The organism is Mesorhizobium sanjuanii (assembly GCF_002529485.1).
Lineage (GTDB): Bacteria > Pseudomonadota > Alphaproteobacteria > Rhizobiales > Rhizobiaceae > Mesorhizobium > Mesorhizobium sanjuanii.
On record NZ_NWQG01000078.1, the window covers coordinates 23,349 to 42,117 of the forward strand.

An 18,769-nucleotide genomic window follows, 5' to 3' on the forward strand; every position below is an offset into this window, starting at 1 on the left:
CGTTTACAATTGTCATTCAGGCGCTTTGCCATCTTGACGTCACATAGGGTAAATAGCACCGCAACACTATTGTCCGGGTTGAGGGATCGGACCATCATGCTGGCGATCGCGTAACGAAATCTTACGGAGCCAGGGGCGACTACGGCAAGGGGCGATTTCGGATTACACCATGCGCTACAGGCATTTCTCTGGAATTTTGTTGGCGGGCGCCGTGGCGCTTGCGATGTTGGCCGGACCGGCTCTGGCCAATCCGACAATCGTGTTCGACCTGAAGAGCGGCAGGATTCTCCAGCACCAGGATGCTTTCAAGCGCTGGTATCCAGCTTCGTTGACCAAGCTGATGACCGCCTATGTGACGTTTCGCGCGATCGCGGCCGGTGAGGTCCAGCTCGATTCGCCGATCAAGGTGACGAAGCATTCCGCCGGTGAACCGCCGAGCAAGATGGGCTTCAAGCCAGGTTCGGTCATGCGGCTCGACAATGCACTCAAGATGATGCTGGTGAAATCGGCCAACGATATTGCCATGGCTGTCGGCGAGAATGTCGGCGGTTCGCAAGCCGCTTTCGCCGAACGCATGAACGCCGAGGCGCGCCGGCTCGGCATGACCGGATCGCATTTCGTCAATCCGAACGGGCTCTATTCGCCGGACCAGTATACCACGGCGCGCGACCTTGCCCTGCTCGTGACAGCGATCCGCAAGGACTTTCCGCAATATGTTCCGTGGTTCTCGATCGAGGGGCTGGCCATCGGCAAGAAGCAGATTGCGAACTACAATCTCCTGATCGGCCGCTATCCGGGCGCCGACGGCATGAAGACGGGCTTCGTCTGCTCCTCGGGCTTCAACATGATCGGCTCGGCAACGCGCAATGGCCGCACGCTGGTCGCCGTGGTGCTTGGCGAACAATCGGCCGTCAGCCGCGCCGAGACGGCGGCGAGACTGCTCGACCAGGGTTTTGCGACGCCCCAGCCGAACTGGATCACGATTGCAGCGCTGCCCGCCTATGGCGACACGACGTCGGTCAATGACCTGCGCGACGAGCTGTGCAGGAAGAAGCCGGCGGTGGAACAGTCGGAGGCCGCGCCGCCCGTCGGCGACAAGGAAGTGCCGAAGTCGCCCTACCAGGAAAAGCTCGACCATGTGCCGACGCTGGTCGCCGTCGGCCTTGGCGGCGCCACCGGGCCGAAGCCGAAGGCCATGCTCGATGAGACCGGCCAGGAATATGCCGATGTGCCGCTGCCGACCTGGCGGCCCGATGTGCCGCCGCCGCCCGGTGCCGAACCGACGGTGGTCGGCTCCGCCACCGCTGCCCAGGGCGACGAGCCAGCCAAGGTCTTGAACTAGGCCAATGGCCGGCTTTCCCATCCCCGTCTCGGTGCTGACCGGTTTTCTCGGCGCCGGCAAGACGACGCTGCTCAACCGGCTGCTCAGGGATCCCGCGCTCGCCGACACGGCGGTCATCATCAACGAGTTTGGCGAGGTGGCGATCGACCATCTCCTGGTCGAACAGGCCTCCGACGGCATCATCCAGCTTTCCGACGGCTGCCTCTGCTGCACGGTGCGTGGCGAACTGGTCGATACACTGGCCGACCTCGTCGACCGGCTGCAGACCGGCCGCATCGCCCGGCTTGCCCGCGTCGTCATCGAAACCACTGGGCTGGCCGATCCGGCGCCGGTGCTGCAGTCGATCATGGCGCATCCGGCGCTGGTCCAGGCCTTCCGGCTTGACGGCGTCATTACGCTGGTCGACGCGGTCAACGGCAATGCGACGCTCGACAATCATGTCGAAGCGGTCAAGCAGGTGGCCGTCGCCGACCGCATCGTGCTGACCAAGGCTGATCTGGCCGCCGATTCGCGCGAAGTCGAAGCGCTGAAAGCCCGGCTGCGGCAGATCAATCCGGGTGCGCAAGTGCTCGATGTTGGCGACACAAGCACAGGCGTGGCGGCGCTGTTTGATTGCGGCCTCTACAATCCGGCCACCAAATCCGCCGATGTTCAGCGCTGGCTGGGAGAAGAGGCGCATCACGATCATGATCATGGCGACCACCATCATGACGAGCATGACCATCGGCACGATTCCCGCGTGCGCTCCTATTCGCTCGTCCATGATGGACCGGTGCCGTTTTCGGCGATCGAGATGTTCCTCGACCTGCTGCGCTCGGCGCATGGCGAGCGCCTGCTGCGCATGAAGGGCGTCATCGAACTCAGGGAAGACCCATTGCGACCGCTGGTCGTCCACGGCGTGCAGAAGATCCTGCATCCGCCTGTGCAACTGCCGTCCTGGCCGGACCGCCAGCGCGGCACGCGGCTGGTGCTGATCACGCTCGACATGCCGGAAGACTATGTGCGGCGGCTGTTCGCGGCTTTCACCAACCAGCCGTCGATCGACACTCCGGACCGTGCGGCGCTGGAAGACAACCCGCTGGCGATTGCCGGGCGTTGAGCCTTACGATCGCAATCCGCCGCGCTCGACCAGAAAGCGGTGGCCGCCGGAGATCGCAGTCGTCTCAATCAGCTGGTGGCCGTCGTCGGAGCAGAATGCCGGGATGTCGATAACCGCCAGTGGGTCGGTGGTCTCCAGCCAGAGCCGGCTGCCCGGGCTCATGGTCGCCAGCCGCTTTTTTGCCTTGAGCACGGGCAGGGGGCAGTTCAGCCCCTTGAGATCATAGACGGACGTGCGCTTGGCCAAGGCTGGAGAGCTCAGCCGCCGAACATGCCGAGCAGCTTGTTCTTCAGCTTAGTTACCCTGCCTTCTTCGGCATTCGCCGCCTGCGTCTCGGCCGCGGCGGCCTCGGGCGGCGGCGCAATAGTTGCGGTGGCGACGGGCGCTTCGGCGGCGGTCCTGGCCTCCTCCTCTTCGGCCAGCGAGTTAATCCTGGCCGTTTCCTTTGCGGCCAGAGCCTGCGCCTTGGCCGCCTCTTTCTCGGCCTTCGCGGCTTCCATGGCGGCAAGCCTCTGTTGCTCGGCCTTCTGCTTGGCGGCTTTTTCCGCGTCGATCGCGGCCATCTTGCGGCCGGCCGGCGAATCGATGCGGCCCATGCGCGCCGTCTCGGTCAGCGAGCCGTCGGCATTGAGCGACGGCGGCTCGATCGGCACGCGCTCGCCGCGGGCGCGGCGTTTCGACCAATCGGAAACGATGCTGGCTTCCTTGATGCCGGCGATCGTCGGCCTCGGCGCCGGCACCGAGGCCTTGACCGCGCCATTGAAGGCCGCCTCATAGGTGCTCTGATAGGCGTTGTAGGCGGTTTTCAGCGAATCAGGCTGCGTCGTCGCGGGGCAGGCGCCGGTCGGATTGAATGTCGCGCCATCGGCGGCCACCTGGTTGAAGACATAACGCTTCTCGCAGACATCGACCTTGGGCGGCACCTTGGTGATCTCGAAATTGTCGTAGCCGACCTTCAGCATCTTCCAGAAGTCGTAGTTCGGGTCCTTGCGATAGCGCGCCATGTTGGCGGCGGTCATGCGGAACGGAAAAGCCTGGATCTGGAACTCGGTCTGGCCGCCCTGGAAGGCGTCCCGACCAAAGGCGTAGATCTGCTCGATCTGCGCGTCGGTCATCGAATAACAGCCCGACGACGAGCAGGCGCCGTGGACCATCAGATTGGAACCGGTGCGGCCATTGGCGCGGTCGTAGGCGTTGGGATAGCCGATGTTGAAGGAAAGATGGTAGCTCGACCTCGGATTCATCTGCGCCGGGCGGACCGTGTAGAAGCCCTCCGGCGCCTGGCGGTCGCCCTCGGTATATTTCGGCCCGAGCTTGCCAGACCATTTGCAGATATCGTAGCTGGCGACCATGTCGTAGCGGCCGTTGGTCTTGGCCTTCCAGATCTCGAGCTTGCCCTCTTCCTTGAAGATGCGGGCCAGCACCGGCGAGGTGCGGGCCATGCCCTTGGCCCTCATGTCGGCCAGTATCTTGTCCGGCAACGGCTTGTTGGCCGAGGGGGCAAAATCCTTCATTGAAGAATCATTGCAGCCGGTAACGCCTAGGGCGGCGATCAGAAGTCCGGTGCGGGCGAGCTTGGCAAACATGGATGTCGCTATGTCTTCATCTTTTTGGACCGCAGCCTCAGGCGCTGCAAGGGTCCGCACGCTGAACATTGACGGAGCCTAAGCCCGGTAACCCTAATAAATTCCTTACCGCAAGCGCTGGGCCCATTCCCCCACGGCAATCTGATTGAACCGAATGCAAAGGCAATTTTGTGGCGAAAGCGCCCAATCTCGCCACATTGCGGCTCTGAATCCAGTTCGGATTAAAGGTTGCGGCCCATCGACAGGTATTTTTCGCGGCGCTGCTCGCGAAAATCGGTGTTGGCGCCGGAAAACTCCTTCATCGTCCTGGCGATGAGATCGCCGGTCGAGGCAATCACCGTTTCGGGGGCCCGATGGGCGCCGCCGAGCGGCTCGGGAATGATGGCGTCGATGATCTTCAGCTCCAGAAGATCCTGGGCGGTGATCTTCATGTTGGTCGCCGCATCCTTCGAGCGGGTGGTGTCACGCCACAGGATCGAGGCCGCACCTTCCGGCGAGATCACCGAATAGATGGCGTGTTCGAGCATGTAGACGCGGTTTGCGGTGGCAATCGCAATGGCGCCGCCCGACCCGCCTTCACCGATGACCACCGAGATCGACGGCACTTTCAGGCCGAGGCAGGCCGAGGTCGAGCGGGCGATGGCCTCCGCCTGGCCGCGTTCCTCGGCGCCGACGCCAGGATAGGCGCCTGCCGTGTCGACCAGCGTCAGCAGCGGGATCTTGAAGCGGTCAGCGAGCTCCATCAGCCGCACCGCCTTGCGATAGCCCTCCGGCCGCACCGAGCCGAAATTATGCTTGAGCCGGCTCGTGGTGTCGGAGCCTTTTTCCTGGCCGATGATTGCCACCGGCTCGCCGCGAAAACGGGCGAAGCCGCCGACGATCGCCTGGTCCTCGCCGAAATTGCGGTCACCAGCCAGCGGCGTGAAATCGCTGAACAGACCCTTGATGTAGTCGACGCAATGCGGCCTGTCGGGATGGCGCGCCACCTGCACCTTCTGCCACGGGGTCAGGGCCTTGTAGGCGTCGCGGAGCGCGTCGCGCGAACGCTTCTCGAGGCGGCTGATCTCGTCGCCGACATCGACCGCCTCGCCATTCTCGGCAAGCTTCTTCAGCTCGAGGATCTTGCCTTCGAGATCCTGGACCGGCTTTTCGAAATCGAGGTAATTATACATTCTTGAGCGGACCGATAGACCGGAAGGCAATGACTGGCGGAACCCTTGAGATCAAGGCTCCGAGCGGCGAAACGTCGTCCTCACATAGCGATATGGCGCCTAGTCGGCAAGCGGATGATGGTCGTTGACCAGCCGGACCAGGCGCTCCTCCAGTACATGCGTGTAAATCTGCGTCGTTGAAATATCGGCATGGCCGAGCAACTGCTGCACGGCCCTGAGATCGGCGCCATTCTGCAGGAGATGGCTGGCGAAAGCATGGCGCAGCACGTGCGGCGATATTTTTGCCGCTGAAATGCCGGCCCTGGCGGCGAGGCCTTTCAGGTCGCGGGCAAAGACCTGCCTGGAGAGATAGCCGCTGTCGCTCGCCGCCGGAAACAGGAACGGGCTATCGGCGAAAGCCGGCACCGCTGCCCGGGCTGCGAGCCAGGCCTGCATCGCGCTGCGCGCCTTGGCCGACAGCGGCACCATGCGTTCCTTGTCGCCCTTGCCGCGCACCATGAAGAAGCGGTCGTCGCGCTGCGCCACCGTCACCGGCAGGCCGACCAGTTCGGAAACGCGCAGGCCCGTGGCATAGAGCACCTCGACCAGCGCATGCAGGCGCAGTGCCGCCAGGTCGTCGCCATCGCCGGGCGAGGCATCCCTTGCCTCCTCGGCCGCCCGGTCGATCAGCCGGCCGGTATCGGCCTCGCTCATCGTCTTGGGCAGCGGCCGGCCCTTCTTCGGGCTGTCCAGCGTTCCGGTCGGGTCGTCGCCGCGCAAGCCCTCGGCATAGAGGAACTTGAAGAACTGGCGGATCGCCGACAGTTTGCGCGCCTGCGAGGTGGCGGCAAAGCCACGTGCGGCGATGTCATCGAGATAGGCACGGATATCGGCGGCGCCAGCGGCCGCCAGCCCGCCACCGATCCCGGCCGAAGCGTCTTCGAGGTCGCGGCGGTAGGAGGAAAGCGTGTTTTCGGCCGCACCCCGTTCGACGCTCATCATTTCGAGAAAGGCTTCGATGCGGGCCGCACTGTTCATTGCTTTTGGTCAGTTTTTCTTGGGGTTCAGCTTTTCCGGGGGGATGCGCACGCTCATCTCGGTCTTTCTCGGCTCGACGAACATCGCCAATGCGAACATTGCACCATAGACAATGCCGGCCAGAATCGTGAGCGTCACGACAAAGCGGAACAGTGTCGGCATCAATCTTTGCCCGTCTTTTTGTTCTGTGTTTCCAAACCCTGTGCCCTTATGAGACGCCAATCCGGCCAATTCAAGGACGGAACTTGCACGACGCCGGACGACCGCCGCGCTTGACGCAAACAGGCTTTTGATGTCGATACCCGGCAAAGAGGCTTGGAAATATCGCTGTGTCATGAACGCGCTGCCAGCAAATCCTCCCGATGAGAGCCATGCCGCGCTGCTTGGCCTGTTGGGCAACCGTTCCATCGTCTTTGTCGGCCTGATGGGCGCCGGCAAGACCGCGATCGGCCGCAAGGTGGCGGCGATGCTGGGATTGCCTTTCATCGACAGCGACCAGGAGATCGAAAGCGTGTCGCGCATGACCGTGCCCGAACTGTTCGAGCGCTATGGCGAAACCGAGTTCCGGGCGCTGGAGCAGCGCGTCATCCTGCGCGTGCTGGAACATGGCCCGCAGGTGCTGTCGACCGGCGGCGGCGCCTTCATGAATGCGCAGACGCGGGAGGCCATTGCCGGCCATGGCGTATCGGTATGGCTGAAGGCGGAGATCGACCTGTTGATGGAGCGCGTTTCCAAGAAGCAGAACCGGCCGCTCCTGAAAAGCGCCGATCCGCGCGCCGTGCTCGAACGGTTGATGGCCGAGCGCTATCCGGTCTACGCCGCGGCCAATGTCACGGTGCCGACCCGCGACGACCGCAAGGAGATCATCGCGGCCGAGGTGGTGGACGCGCTCTGCGGCCATTTCGGCATTGCAGCCGCGACAGGCGAGGTGCGGTCGTGAGCGCGGATACGGTCACTGTCGAGGTCGGGCTTGGCGAGCGCGCCTACGACATATTGATCGGACCGGGCCTGCTTGAGCGCTCCGGCATGGAGATTGCACGGCGTTTGCCGGGCACGCGCGCCGCGGTGGTCACCGACGACAATGTCGCCGCGGCACATCTCGAAACGCTGAAGGCCGGCCTCGAAAAGGGCGGCATCCAGAACGCCGTCATCACGCTGCCGGCGGGCGAGAAGACCAAGAGCTTTGCGCATCTCGAGGACGTGGTGGATGGAGTGCTGGCCGCCAGACTTGAGCGCGGCGATGTCGTCATCGCGCTCGGCGGCGGCGTCATCGGCGACCTTGCCGGCTTTGCGGCCGGCATCGTGCGGCGCGGCATGAATTTCGTGCAGGTCCCGACCTCGCTGCTCGCCCAGGTCGATTCCTCGGTCGGCGGCAAGACCGGCATCAACAGCACGCGCGGCAAGAACCTCGTCGGCGTTTTCCACCAGCCGAAGCTGGTGCTGGCCGACACCGAGGTGCTCGACACGCTGCCGATCCGCGAATTCCGTGCCGGTTATGCCGAGCTCGCCAAATACGGGCTTATCGACCGCCCGGATTTCTTCGCCTGGCTGGAGGAGAACTGGCGCGAGGTGTTTGCCGGTGGCCCGGCGCGGGCCAAGGCCATCGCCGAGGCCTGCCGTGCCAAGGCCGATGTCGTCGCTCGCGACGAATTCGAGACCGGCGACCGCGCGTTGCTCAATCTCGGCCACACTTTCGGCCATGCGCTCGAAGCCGCCACGCACTATGACGGCGCCCGGCTCGTGCATGGCGAGGGCGTCGCCATCGGCATGGCGCTGGCGCACCGTTTTTCGTCACGCCTCAATCTGGCCAGCCCCGACGATGCGGCGCGCGTCGAGGCGCATCTTCGCGCCGTCGGCCTGCCTTGGCGCATGGGCGACATATCTGGCGAATTGCCGGATGCCGAGGCGCTGCTCGCCTTCATCACCCAGGACAAGAAGGTGTCGCGTGGCGCGCTGACCTTCATCCTGACGCACGGCATCGGCCAGGCCTTCATCGCCAAGGATGTTCCGGCGTCGGAAGTGCTGTCTTTCCTAAGGGAGAACCGGGCTTGAAGGCGGAGACCGGCTGGATCGTTGCCGCCGCGCTTGCCGGGCTTGTTCTGCTGGCCTTTGTCCTTCGTGAGCGGCTGCTCGCGGCCTTTGGCTATGAACTGCAGCGCATCGAGCCGCAGCGTTCGAGCCATGATGAATTGCGTGGCGCCATCGACGATTTTCGTCGCGACGGACAGGTGGTGCGCGAGGATCGCGACCGTATCGGCGGCCTGTTCGACCTTGCCGAACTCGAAGTGTCCGATGTCATGGTCCACCGCACCAACATGCGCTCGGTCAATGCCGACAATCCGCCGGAAGCGGTGGTGCGCGAGATCCTGCAGAGTCCGCATACCCGCATGCCGTTGTGGAAAGGCTCGCTCGACAATATCGTGGGCGTGCTGCACGCCAAGGACCTGCTGCGCGCGCTGAACGATGTCGGCAACGACTTTTCCAGGATCGACGTGATGAAGATCGCGTCCAAGCCGTGGTTCGTGCCCGACACCACGACGCTGCAAGAACAGCTCAACGCCTTCCTGCGCCGCAAGGCGCATTTCGCGGTCGTCGTCGACGAATATGGCGAGGTCGAGGGGCTGGTGACGCTGGAGGACATCATCGAGGAGATCGTCGGCGAAATCGCCGACGAGCATGATATCGAAATCCAGGGTGTCAAGCAGGAAGCGGACGGTTCGGTCGTCGTCGACGGCACGGTGCCGATCCGCGACCTGAACCGGGCGCTCGACTGGAACCTGCCGGACGAGGAAGCCACCACCATTGCCGGTCTCGTCATCCACGAGACGCAGTCGATTCCGGAGGAGAAACAGGCGTTTACCTTCCACGGCAAGCGCTTCGTCGTGATGAAGCGCGACAAGAACCGCATCGCCAGGCTGAGGATACGGCCGGCTGGCGAGAACTGATCAGCCGGCAGGGTAAGGGCGCTCCTTGCCGAGCCTCATTCCGCGATCTGGCTCGTGGAGCGTTCGTGGATCACCGTCCCGGTCTGAGCGTCGACCGCCACCAGGCTGACCTCGTAGCCCCAGAGGTTGCGGACATGGCGCAGCGTCTGGTCGCGGCTGCCTTCATCGAGGACAATGCCGTCCTTCACCCGGTGTTGCAGTCGCAACTGCCGATCGCCGAGCAGGTCGACATCAATCACCTGGATGTCCGGCCGGTTCGCTCCAATGTCGTAACTGTTGGCCAGCGCAGCACGAATCTTGTCATAACCACGCTCGTTGTGGATCGAGGCGACTTCGAAATGCGGTTCGTCGGCTCCGTCGGCGAGCACGAATAGCCGCCATTTCCGGATCAGGCTTGGGCTGAGATACTGGCGGATGAAGGATTCGTCGCGGTGGTTGGCCCAGGCTTCAAGCAGGACTTCGCGCCAGTTGCCATGTCCGGCAATGTCCGGGAACCAGTCGCGGTCTTCCGCGGTCGGCTCGATCGACATGCGCTGTATGTCCTGCATCATGTCGAGGCCGAGGGCATAGGGATTGATGCCTGAAAACCGTGGGTCGTCGTAGGCCGGCTGGAAGATCACGTTCGAATGGTTGCGCAGGATTTCGAGCATGGCGCCTTCGCTGATCCGGTCACGATCGAACAGCATGTTCATGAGCGTGTAGTGAACAAAAGTGGCGCAGCCTTCGTTCATCACCTGGGTTTGGCGCTGAGGATAGAAATACTGCGCAATGATACGCACGATCCTGACGATCTCACGCTGCCAAGGCTCAAGGATGAGGCTGTTTTTCTCCAGGAAGTAGAGCAGGTTTTCCTCTGGCAGGTTGAGCGATTTCTTGCGCTCCGCCATGCGTGCATCCACCCCGTCAGCCTTCTTGCTTTCCTGCGCAGATGGCAGCGTGCGCCATAAATCATTGTAGGAACGCTCTTCGTATTCCAGGCGCTCACGCAATCCCTCGCGCTGCCGTTCCGAGGACAATTTCGGCGGGCGACGATAGCGAAATACGCCCTGTTCCATGAGTGCATGCGCCGCGTCCAGAACCGCCTCCACCGCGGCAAGGCCATGCCGCTCCTCGCAGCGGGTTATGTAGCTCTTGGCGAAGTCCAGATAGCTCAGGATCGCCCCGGCATCCGTCCATTGCCTGAACAAATGATTGTTCTTGAAGAAATGGTTATGTCCGAGCGCCGCGTGCGCCGTCACCAGGGCCTGCAACGCCATGGTGTTTTCCTCCATCAGGTAAACGATGCAGGGGTTGGAGTTGATAACCAGTTCATAGGCCAGGCCGCGTCCGCCCTTGCGATATAGCAGGTCCTGGTAGAGGAAATGTTTGCCGAACGACCAGTGACGATACATCAGCGGCATGCCGACTGACGAATAGGCGTCGAGCATCTGCTGAGAGGATATGATCTCCATCTGCACCGGATATATATCGAGGTGCAGCTCTTCTATCGCGAGAGCCTCGATCGCTTCATAAGCCCGCGACAACTTCCCGAAGTCCCAGTCAGACCCCGAAAAGAGCAAACCCGGTTTGTTGGCTTGCCTGGCCATCGACCCTCTCCTCAAGCGCTCTTGCGGACAGCCGGCTGCCTGGCGAAGAGCCGGCGAAAAACCGGGTATATATCCGCCGGAGCGGCAATGCGGCTCATCTGGAAGTTAGGCCATTTCGCCTCGACCGTACTGTAAGCGCGCCAAAGCGACGTCCCGTTTTCGGTAGCTCGGAATATATGGGCTTCGCGTTCGTCGATGATCTCGACATAGGCGAAATACTGGCACAGGCGCATGAGCTTGCCGTCCAGGAACTTTATGCATCGCTCGGAATCGGTGGCGAAATTGTCGCCGTCCGATGCCTGCGCTGCGTAGATGTTCCATTCGGCGGCGGGATAGCGCTCTCCGATGATGCGGTGCATTTCGTCGAGCGCGGTGGAGACGATCGTTCCGCCGCTCTGCGTATTGTAGAAGAACGTGTCCTCATCCACTTCGTGCGCCTCGTGGGTATGGCGGATGAAGACGATCTCGGTGCGTTCGTAGCGCCGCTTCAAGAACAGGTGCAGCAGCACGAAAAAGCGTTTGGCCAGGTCCTTCTCGCGCTCGCCCATCGATCCGGAAACGTCCATCAGGCAGAACATGACGGCATTGGCATTTGGTATGGGCCGAGCGTCGAAACGGTTGAACCGGATATCGACCGGATCGACGAAGGCAATTCGTCTGCGCCGACGCTCCAGCCGCTCAAGCTCCTCGCGCAGTGTTGCAATGCGCTGCCGCGTCGCCGCGCCGGCTGGCTCCGACTCAAGCGTGGCGATTTCTTGGATGATCGCATCCAGTTCCTGCTGCTTCGGGCGCCTCAGCGCGATGCGCCGGCCGTGGCTGTTGCGCATGGTGCGCCCGACACTGATGTTGGTCGGTGAACCGGTCGCCGCGAAGCCGGCCCTGCGCGGCTTGAAGGCATGGATCTCCTTGAGATTGAGCTTGACCAGGTCAGGCAGCTCCAGATCCTCGAAAAAAAGCTCGAGCACCTCCTCGCGCGACAGCACGAAACGAAAATCGTCTTCCGACACCTTGTTTCCCGGACCCCTTGCGCCGCTGCCCTGACCGGGCTTGGGGATCAGGTCTCCAGGGGCGAAATGCCTGTTGCCGGGAAGGATGTGCTGCCGGTTGCCGCTGGCCTTGTTATCGTTGAAGCTCGGCTCGGTCGTTCCCCTTTCGGGCATGGGCACGGCGTGCTCGGCATCCACGTCGGCGATCCTGCCGCTGCGTATCTGATCGCGGATGCTTCGCTTCAATTCCTCGCGCGCACGCCTGAGGAAGCGCTGTCGATTGCCGAGGCTCTTGTCTTTCGGGTTGAGGCGACGGTCGATGAAGATCGGCATGGAACCATCCGGGCTCTATCAACCCGCCTTGTTCACTCGCATGTACCAGTCCACCAGCCGGCGCACCTGACGTTCGGTGTAGCCGTGTTCAACCATGCGCTGGACGAATTCGTTGTGGCGCTTTTCCGTAACGCTGTCCTGCTTGGAGCCGAAGCTGATCACCGGCAGGAGGTCCTCGACCTGTCCGAACATCCGCTTCTCGATGACCTCGCGCAGTTTTTCATAACTGGTCCATGACGGGTTGCGGTCGTGGTTCTTTGCCCTTGCGCGCAGCGTGAACTTCACCACCTCGTTGCGGAAGTCCTTGGGATTGGCGATGCCTGCCGGCTTTTCGACCTGGGACAACTCGTTGTCCAGGACCTCCCGGTTGAGGATCTGGCCGGTGTCCGGGTCCTTGTAATCCTGATCCTCGATCCAGGCGTCGGCATAGGCGATGTAGCGGTCGAAAAGGTTCTGGCCATATTCGCTATAGGATTCGAGATAGGCCTTCTGGATTTCGTGGCCAATGAACTCGGCGTAGCGCGCGGCGAGCTCCGACTTGATGAATTCGAGATAGGCCGCTTCCGTCTCCTTCGGGAACTGCTCGCGCTTGATCGCTTCCTCCAGGATGTACATCAGATGCACGGGATCGGCGGCCACTTCCTTGGTGTCGTAGTTGAATGTCTGCGACAGGATCTTGAAGGCAAAGCGCGTGCTGACGCCCGTCATGCCTTCATCGACGCCGGCGGCATCGCGATATTCCTGGACCGACTTCGCCTTGGGGTCGATTTCCCTGACGCTCTCGCCGTCATAGACGCGCATCTTGGTGTAGAGTGGGGAATTGTCATGCTCGGCAAGGCGGGTCGAGACGGTGAAGCGGCTGAGAATGTCCAACACTTCAGGGGCACAGGGGCTGGAGGCCAGATCGCTCTCGCGCAGCAGCTTTTCATAGATCTGCCTCTCTTCGGTGATCCGCAGGCAGTACGGCACCTTGACCACCAGGATGCGATCGAGGAAGGCCTCATTGTTCTTGTTGTTCTTGAACTGCTGCCATTCCGATTCGTTGGAATGGGCGACGATGACCCCTTGGTAAGGAAAAGCGCCGAAATTCTCGGTGCCGTTGTAGCTGCCTTCCTGGGTCGCGGTCAGCAACGGATGCAGGACCTTGATGGGCGCCTTGAACATCTCGACGAATTCGAGCAGGCCCTGCGTGGTCCGGTTCAGTCCGCCGCTAAAGGAATAGGCATCCGGGTCTGACTGGCTGAAGTTCTCCAATTGCCGGATGTCGACCTTGCCAACCAGGGCCGAGACATCCTGATTGTTCTCATCGCCAGGTTCGGTCTTGGCGATGCCGATCTGGCGCAGCCGAGACGGCATCAGCTTGACCACGCTGAATTTGGAAATGTCGCCGGACAGTTCGTCGAGGCGCTTGGACGCCCAGGGCGAGATGAGCCCGTTGAGGTGCCGCCGCGCTATGCCGTATTTGTCCTCCAGCAGATCGCCCATGCGATCGGGATGAAAGAGGCCCAGCGGCGATTCGAAAACCGGGCTGATCTGGTTGCCGACCTTCAGCGTGTAGATCGGGCGCTGTTCCATCAGTTTCTTCAGCCGCTCGGCGAGCGAGGATTTGCCGCCGCCGACTGGGCCGAGGAGATAAAGGATCTGCTTGCGCTCCTCGAGCCCCTGCGAGGCATAGCGGAAATAGCCGGCGATGCGCTCGATCGTGTCCTCCATGCCGTAGAAGTCGGCGAAGGAGGGATACACCTTGATGGTCCTGTTCGAGAAAATTCGACCGAGCCGCTCGTCCTTGCTGGTGTCGACCAGATTCGGCTCGCCGATTGCCTGCACCATGCGTTCAGGTGCCGAGGCATACATCGACCTGTCTTCGCGGCAGGCAAGCAGATATTGCTGGATGCTGATCTCTTCCTGCGCTGCGCTCGTGTAAATTTCTGAAAACAGGTCGAAAACGTCAGACTGGTTCTCGCGCATGATATTTCGCCCTCAGCGCCCCTTCTGGGTGAGTCGGCTCATGATACATCCAACTGCCGGAAAAGCATTGTGGTTCCCTTTCACATCGAGGAGAACGCATGCAATTCGGCATCGACCTCAGGGAAGGCACCCGACGTGGCCGCAATGCCCACCTTAGAGATTACGTGGTGATTGCAAGCGGAGCTTCAAGGGCGGATCGCAATCCGCATCTCGTTGTCGGGAACACGGAGGCAGGACGAATGCCCGGACGTCGCCTCGATCGATCTTATCCGGCCGGGCCATTGCCGATCCTTGACTGGACGCCCGTGGCGCGCATGTGCACTCTGCCTCGAAGCAGTCGGAGGTGGTGATGATCGATCGACGCAGTCTCATCCTGGCATCGATGGCGGCGCTGCTGCCGGCAGGGGCGTCCGCTGCGTGGCGTCCGCGCCAGCCGGAGCCGCAGACCTTCGACTACGGACCGGCCAGGCTCGACATCTATGCGCGCGATGGCTTCAAGAGCAGGCCCGTCGTGCTCTTCATCCATGGCGGCGCCTGGCGGATCGGCAACCGCAATAACGTCAACGCCAAGCCGGGCTTCCTGCTCGCCAACGGTTTCGTGTTCGTCTCGATCGACTACCGCATGCTGCCTGAGGCCGATGTCGCCACCCAGGCCGGCGATGTCGAGAAAGCCTATGCCTACGTGCGTGCCAACATCGCCAAATATGGCGGCGACCCCGAGCGCATCGCCGTGATGGGCCATTCCGCCGGCTGCCATCTTGCCGCGCTGACCGGCTTGCGTGGCGGCCTGCCCGGCGTCGCGGCGCTCGTACTCGACGATACCAGGGCCTATGATCTTGAGGCGCTGGCCAGGAGCGGCGGCATGACGCGGACCTACGCCCGGGCCTTTCCCGATCCGGCGCAGTGGCGCGCGCTGTCGCCGGCGGCGCATATCGAGGGCCGTAAACATCCGCCGACCTTTGTCGCCTATTCGCGTGCAACGGGGCGGGAGCAGGATTCCAAGGCCTTTGCCGCGCGTTTGCGCGCCTCCGGGACCGAGGTCACGCTGTTCGACGGCAGCGCCTATTCGCACATGTCGATCAATCGCGATTTCGGCGAGGAGGGCGACGCCTTGACCGCAGCGGTGATGATTTTCCTGAAGGCGATGGTCGCCTGAGGCTTACCACCTGGTCTTTTCATCGGGTGCTGCCGGTTCGATCGCCAGCGCGTGCACGCCAGCTTTCAATTCTTCCGCCAGCAATTCGTTGACTGCGCGGTGGCGGTTGATGCGGCTCATGCCGGCAAAGACCGGGGAGACGATGCGAACGCGGAAATGCGTCTCGCCGGTGCCGTCATAGGCGCCATGATGGTCGGAGCCATGCTGGTGATGACCGGCATGGAGATGGCTTTCGTTTATGATGACGAGCCGCTCCGGCGAGAATGCCTTTTTCAGCTTGTCTTCCATTGTTGCCTGTATGGACATTCGCACTTTCCTTCACCACATGTAGCGGGCAGTTGCTCCCGGAAATCGGTGCCTTTTTTCGCGTTTGAAGACGCGCCAATGCTGTCGCCGCGACAAAATACACCAATCGCCCGCTTTATGCCGCGATTCAGCGGTTAGGGCGATCAACGCGAAAATGTCAATTCTTGTTTCGCACTAGCGAACAGCCCATAAATGGGTGAGATGAAACCGTACCCCAAATATTTCGAGAAGCTTCGCATCCGGCCGGAGAAGGACGCGGAGCTGAAGTCGCGCTCGCCGATCTGCCAGTGGGATGGCTGCAAGGAGGCAGGCACCCATCGCGCGCCGGTCGGACGCATGAAGGAGGGCGAGTATTTCCAGTTCTGCTTCGATCATGTGCGCGAGTACAACAAGGGCTTCAATTATTTCTCCGGTGTGCCGGACAGCGAGGTCGCCCGTTTTCAGAAGGAAGCGATGACCGGCCATCGGCCGACCTGGAAGATGGGCGTCGCCGGCGCCTCGACGCGCTCTTCGCCCGACTTTGCCCAGCAACGTTCCGGCCGCGCCGGCTACTACAACCGCATGCGCGATCCGTTCGACCTGTTCAAAGGCCCGAGGGATCCACGCGAGGCGCGCGAGCGCAAGGCCAAGCCGCTTGAGGCCAAGGCGCTGGAAACGCTTGGCCTTGATACAAAGGCGACTGGCAAGGATATCAAGGCGCGCTATAAGGAACTGGTGAAGCGTCACCATCCGGATGCGAATGGCGGCGACAGAGGTTCGGAAGACCGGTTCCGCGATGTGCTCCAGGCCTATCGCGTGCTCAAGCAGGCAGGATTGTGCTGAGCAGCCTTACGGTTTGTGTCGTTTTCCAACTTTCATAAGGTTGGAAAAGGCTCTAAGACCGCCCCCGGACAAAATAGATTGCCGGCGAAATCAGGCGTTTCGCCCGTGGAGACGTTGATAGAGATGAACAAGGTCGATCGCGACATCGCCAACCTGCCCGACACAACGGTGTCGGTGAAGGAGAAATTCGGCTTCGAGTCCAAGATGGTGGTGCCGGCCTATTCGGTGACATCAGAGCATGTGCCCGACATCGATCCGGACTATCTGTTCGACAAGAACACGACGATGGCTATCCTCGCCGGTTTCGCCTACAATCGCCGCGTCATGGTGTCGGGCTATCACGGCACCGGCAAGTCGACCCATATCGAGCAGGTCGCCGCCCGCCTCAACTGGCCCTGCGTGCGCGTCAATCTCGACAGCCATGTCAGCCGCATCGATCTCGTCGGCAAGGATGCGATCGTCGTCAAGGACGGGCTGCAGATCACCGAATTCCGCGACGGCATCCTGCCCTGGGCCTACCAGCACAATGTCGCGCTGTGCTTCGACGAATACGATGCCGGCCGCCCGGATGTGATGTTCGTCATTCAGCGCGTGCTGGAATCGTCGGGCCGGCTGACGTTGCTCGACCAGAGCCGGGTCATCCGTCCGCATCCGGCGTTCCGGCTGTTTTCGACCGCCAACACGGTCGGGCTTGGCGACACCACCGGCCTCTATCACGGCACCCAGCAGATCAACCAGGCGCAGATGGACCGCTGGTCGATCGTCACCACGTTGAACTATCTGCCGCACGACAATGAGGTGAACATCGTGCTGGCCAAGGCCAAGCACTACCGCGACGGCAAGGGCAGGGAGATCGTCAACAAGATGGTGCGCGTCGCCGACATGACGCGCTCGGCCTTCATCAATGGCGACCTGTCGACCGTCATGAGCCCGCGCACGGTCATCACCTGGGCCGAGAATGCCGAGATCTTCGGCGACATCGGTATGGCGTTCCGGCTGACCTTCCTCAACAAATGCGACGAACTGGAACGCTCGGTGGTCGCCGAGTTCTACCAGCGCGCGTTTGGAGAGGATCTGCCGGAATCAGCAGCCAATGTGGTGCTGGGCTAAGCAGGGTCTCGATGGCGGGTCCGGGCGACAATACGCGCAACAAGTCGAAGACGGGGGCTGAAGCCGACAGCTTCAAGCGCGCCGTCACCGTCTGCATGCGTGCGATTGCCGGCGACAAGGACCTCGAAGTCGGTTTCGCCAAGGACCGGCCGGCGCTGGCCGGCAGCCGCGCCCGTCTGCCCGAACTGCCGAAGAAGGCGTCGAAGGCCGACATCGCCATCACCCGCGGTCTCGGCGATTCCATGGCGCTGAAGCGCGCCTGCCATGATGCGCGCATCCACAACAAGCTGGCGCCCGAGGGTAAACAGGCCCGCGCCATCTACGATGCGGTCGAGCAGGCCCGCGTCGAGGCGATCGGCAGCCGCGCCATGCAGGGCGTGGGCGACAATATCGGCTCGATGCTCGAGGACAAATACGCCAGGGCCAACCTCGTCGACGTCAAGGACAAGGCCGACGCGCCGATCGAGGAGGCACTGGCGCTGATGGTGCGCGAAAAGCTGACCGGCCGCACTGTCCCGAAGAGCGGCGAGCGGCTGGTCGACCTCTGGCGTCCCTGGGTCGAGGAGAAGGCCAGCGCCGATCTCGACGGTCTCTCGGCGAAGCTCGACGATCAGCAGGCTTTCGCCCGTGTCGTGCGCGAGATGCTCGCCTCCATGGAAATGGCCGAGGAACTCGGCGACGACCAGGAGACCGAAGACTCGGAAGACAATGACGACAACCAGCCGCAAGGCGAGGAGCAGAGCGAGGAGGGCGGCGAGGACGATTCCGGCTCCGAGCAGTCGCAGTCCGACGATACCGAGGCATCCGCGGACGACGAGCAGTCGGCGGAGACGGAAGCCTCGGACGCCACATCCGACGATTTGTCCGACGAGGACGATGCGGACGCCGAGACGCCCGGCGAGGCCCGCCGCAACGACAATCCCTTCACCAATCTGTCGAAGGAGATCGACTACAAGATCTTCACCACGACCTTCGACGAGACCGTCGGCGCGGAGGAACTGTGCGAGGAAGAAGAGCTGGATCGCCTGCGCGCCTTCCTCGACAAGCAGCTCGCCAATCTCTCCGGTGTCGTCGGCCGGCTGGCAAACCGGCTGCAGCGCCGGCTGATGGCGCAGCAGAACCGTTCCTGGGATTTCGACCTCGAAGAGGGCTATCTCGATCCGGCGCGGCTGGTGCGTATCGTCATCGACCCGATGCAGCCGCTGTCCTTCAAGCAGGAGCGCGACACCAAGTTCCGCGACACCGTGGTGACGCTGGTGCTCGACAATTCGGGCTCGATGCGCGGCCGGCCGATCACGGTCGCGGCCACCTGCGCCGACATATTGGCGCGCACGCTGGAAC

At 62.3% G+C, this 18,769-nt stretch carries 18 protein-coding genes; 9 read left to right on the forward strand and 9 right to left on the reverse strand.

Annotated features, from left to right (window positions below; genetic code table 11):
• Positions 1 to 169: 169 nt before the first annotated feature.
• Positions 170 to 1,342 carry a D-alanyl-D-alanine carboxypeptidase family protein gene (locus tag CN311_RS13605; RefSeq protein WP_097574224.1) on the forward strand — a complete coding sequence of 391 codons (1,173 nt, stop codon included), beginning with the start codon at positions 170 to 172 and terminating at the stop codon, positions 1,340 to 1,342.
• A 4-nt stretch (positions 1,343 to 1,346) separates the two neighbouring features.
• Positions 1,347 to 2,441, forward strand: a complete 1,095-nt coding sequence (locus CN311_RS13610) for a CobW family GTP-binding protein (RefSeq protein WP_097574225.1) — start codon at positions 1,347 to 1,349, stop codon at positions 2,439 to 2,441.
• A gap of 3 nt (positions 2,442 to 2,444) precedes the next feature.
• On the opposite strand, the gene CN311_RS13615 is transcribed toward CN311_RS13610, so the two are convergent.
• The 5 genes from CN311_RS13615 to CN311_RS13635 all read right to left on the reverse strand — a co-directional run bounded on the left by CN311_RS13615 (position 2,445) and on the right by CN311_RS13635 (position 6,378).
• Positions 2,445 to 2,687, reverse strand: a complete 243-nt coding sequence (locus tag CN311_RS13615; protein ID WP_165779696.1) for a sulfurtransferase TusA family protein — start codon at positions 2,685 to 2,687, stop codon at positions 2,445 to 2,447.
• An 11-nt stretch (positions 2,688 to 2,698) separates the two neighbouring features.
• Positions 2,699 to 4,027, reverse strand: a complete 1,329-nt coding sequence (locus tag CN311_RS13620) for a L,D-transpeptidase family protein (RefSeq protein ID WP_097574246.1) — start codon at positions 4,025 to 4,027, stop codon at positions 2,699 to 2,701.
• 221 nt (positions 4,028 to 4,248) lie between these two features.
• Positions 4,249 to 5,199 (reverse strand): acetyl-CoA carboxylase carboxyltransferase subunit alpha, encoded by a 951-nt coding sequence (locus CN311_RS13625; protein ID WP_097574227.1) that lies wholly within the window; start codon positions 5,197 to 5,199, stop codon positions 4,249 to 4,251.
• A 99-nt stretch (positions 5,200 to 5,298) separates the two neighbouring features.
• On the reverse strand, positions 5,299 to 6,216 hold the full coding sequence (locus CN311_RS13630; protein WP_097574228.1) for a site-specific tyrosine recombinase XerD: 918 nt from the start codon (positions 6,214 to 6,216) through the stop codon (positions 5,299 to 5,301).
• A 9-nt stretch (positions 6,217 to 6,225) separates the two neighbouring features.
• Positions 6,226 to 6,378 (reverse strand): hypothetical protein, encoded by a 153-nt coding sequence (locus tag CN311_RS13635; RefSeq protein WP_008874014.1) that lies wholly within the window; start codon positions 6,376 to 6,378, stop codon positions 6,226 to 6,228.
• A 172-nt stretch (positions 6,379 to 6,550) separates the two neighbouring features.
• Between CN311_RS13635 and CN311_RS13640 the strand changes: the two genes are divergently transcribed.
• Genes CN311_RS13640 through CN311_RS13650 form a run of 3 tightly spaced genes read left to right on the forward strand, consistent with a single transcriptional unit; the run spans position 6,551 to position 9,161 of the window.
• Positions 6,551 to 7,156, forward strand: coding sequence for a shikimate kinase (locus CN311_RS13640; protein ID WP_097574229.1), 606 nt, complete (start codon positions 6,551 to 6,553; stop codon positions 7,154 to 7,156).
• On the forward strand, positions 7,153 to 8,268 hold the full coding sequence (gene aroB, locus CN311_RS13645; protein WP_097574230.1) for a 3-dehydroquinate synthase: 1,116 nt from the start codon (positions 7,153 to 7,155) through the stop codon (positions 8,266 to 8,268). Before CN311_RS13640 ends, aroB begins: the two co-directional genes overlap by 4 nt.
• A complete protein-coding gene (locus tag CN311_RS13650) occupies positions 8,265 to 9,161 on the forward strand; it encodes an HlyC/CorC family transporter (protein ID WP_097574231.1) in 897 nt (298 codons plus the stop codon). Before aroB ends, CN311_RS13650 begins: the two co-directional genes overlap by 4 nt.
• 35 nt (positions 9,162 to 9,196) lie before the next feature.
• Here the strand turns inward: CN311_RS13650 and CN311_RS13655 are convergent, their stop codons facing one another.
• The 3 genes from CN311_RS13655 to CN311_RS13665 are packed head-to-tail and all read right to left on the reverse strand — an operon-like array spanning position 9,197 to position 14,034.
• Positions 9,197 to 10,747: a SpoVR family protein gene (locus tag CN311_RS13655; protein WP_097574232.1), complete on the reverse strand. Its 1,551-nt coding sequence runs from the start codon at positions 10,745 to 10,747 to the stop codon at positions 9,197 to 9,199.
• An 11-nt stretch (positions 10,748 to 10,758) separates the two neighbouring features.
• The gene (locus CN311_RS13660; protein WP_097574233.1) at positions 10,759 to 12,066 is read right to left on the reverse strand and encodes a YeaH/YhbH family protein; all 1,308 of its coding nucleotides are present in this window, start codon (positions 12,064 to 12,066) and stop codon (positions 10,759 to 10,761) included.
• An 18-nt stretch (positions 12,067 to 12,084) separates the two neighbouring features.
• Positions 12,085 to 14,034, reverse strand: a complete 1,950-nt coding sequence (locus CN311_RS13665; RefSeq protein ID WP_097574234.1) for a PrkA family serine protein kinase — start codon at positions 14,032 to 14,034, stop codon at positions 12,085 to 12,087.
• Between the two features lie 349 nt (positions 14,035 to 14,383).
• On the opposite strand from CN311_RS13665, the gene CN311_RS13670 reads away from it, so the two are divergent.
• On the forward strand, positions 14,384 to 15,190 hold the full coding sequence (locus CN311_RS13670) for an alpha/beta hydrolase (RefSeq protein ID WP_097574248.1): 807 nt from the start codon (positions 14,384 to 14,386) through the stop codon (positions 15,188 to 15,190).
• A 3-nt stretch (positions 15,191 to 15,193) separates the two neighbouring features.
• On the opposite strand, the gene CN311_RS13675 is transcribed toward CN311_RS13670, so the two are convergent.
• Positions 15,194 to 15,496 (reverse strand): BolA family protein, encoded by a 303-nt coding sequence (locus CN311_RS13675; RefSeq protein WP_097574235.1) that lies wholly within the window; start codon positions 15,494 to 15,496, stop codon positions 15,194 to 15,196.
• Between the two features lie 192 nt (positions 15,497 to 15,688).
• On the opposite strand from CN311_RS13675, the gene CN311_RS13680 reads away from it, so the two are divergent.
• The 3 genes from CN311_RS13680 to cobT all read left to right on the forward strand — a co-directional run.
• On the forward strand, positions 15,689 to 16,318 hold the full coding sequence (locus CN311_RS13680) for a J domain-containing protein (RefSeq protein ID WP_097574236.1): 630 nt from the start codon (positions 15,689 to 15,691) through the stop codon (positions 16,316 to 16,318).
• A gap of 123 nt (positions 16,319 to 16,441) precedes the next feature.
• Positions 16,442 to 17,428, forward strand: a complete 987-nt coding sequence (gene cobS / locus CN311_RS13685) for a cobaltochelatase subunit CobS (protein WP_097574237.1) — start codon at positions 16,442 to 16,444, stop codon at positions 17,426 to 17,428.
• An 11-nt stretch (positions 17,429 to 17,439) separates the two neighbouring features.
• On the forward strand, positions 17,440 to 18,769 hold a 1,330-nt coding region (gene cobT, locus CN311_RS13690; protein ID WP_097574239.1), incomplete at its 3' end, for a cobaltochelatase subunit CobT.

Excerpts from the sequence above, each read along its gene's own strand:
- CN311_RS13605 (WP_097574224.1), top strand. The coding sequence starts at position 170 with ATGCGCTACAGGCATTTCTCTGGAATTTTGTTGGCGGGCGCCGTGGCG.
- CN311_RS13610 (WP_097574225.1), top strand. The coding sequence starts at position 1,347 with ATGGCCGGCTTTCCCATCCCCGTCTCGGTGCTGACCGGTTTTCTCGGC.
- CN311_RS13620 (WP_097574246.1), bottom strand. The coding sequence starts at position 4,027 with ATGTTTGCCAAGCTCGCCCGCACCGGACTTCTGATCGCCGCCCTAGGC.
- CN311_RS13625 (WP_097574227.1), bottom strand. The coding sequence starts at position 5,199 with ATGTATAATTACCTCGATTTCGAAAAGCCGGTCCAGGATCTCGAAGGC.
- CN311_RS13630 (WP_097574228.1), bottom strand. The coding sequence starts at position 6,216 with ATGAACAGTGCGGCCCGCATCGAAGCCTTTCTCGAAATGATGAGCGTC.
- CN311_RS13635 (WP_008874014.1), bottom strand. The coding sequence starts at position 6,378 with ATGCCGACACTGTTCCGCTTTGTCGTGACGCTCACGATTCTGGCCGGC.
- CN311_RS13640 (WP_097574229.1), top strand. The coding sequence starts at position 6,551 with ATGAACGCGCTGCCAGCAAATCCTCCCGATGAGAGCCATGCCGCGCTG.
- CN311_RS13655 (WP_097574232.1), bottom strand. The coding sequence starts at position 10,747 with ATGGCCAGGCAAGCCAACAAACCGGGTTTGCTCTTTTCGGGGTCTGAC.
- CN311_RS13660 (WP_097574233.1), bottom strand. The coding sequence starts at position 12,066 with ATGCCGATCTTCATCGACCGTCGCCTCAACCCGAAAGACAAGAGCCTC.
- CN311_RS13665 (WP_097574234.1), bottom strand. The coding sequence starts at position 14,034 with ATGCGCGAGAACCAGTCTGACGTTTTCGACCTGTTTTCAGAAATTTAC.
- CN311_RS13670 (WP_097574248.1), top strand. The coding sequence starts at position 14,384 with ATGATCGATCGACGCAGTCTCATCCTGGCATCGATGGCGGCGCTGCTG.
- CN311_RS13675 (WP_097574235.1), bottom strand. The coding sequence starts at position 15,496 with ATGTCCATACAGGCAACAATGGAAGACAAGCTGAAAAAGGCATTCTCG.
- CN311_RS13680 (WP_097574236.1), top strand. The coding sequence starts at position 15,689 with ATGGGTGAGATGAAACCGTACCCCAAATATTTCGAGAAGCTTCGCATC.
- cobS (WP_097574237.1), top strand. The coding sequence starts at position 16,442 with ATGAACAAGGTCGATCGCGACATCGCCAACCTGCCCGACACAACGGTG.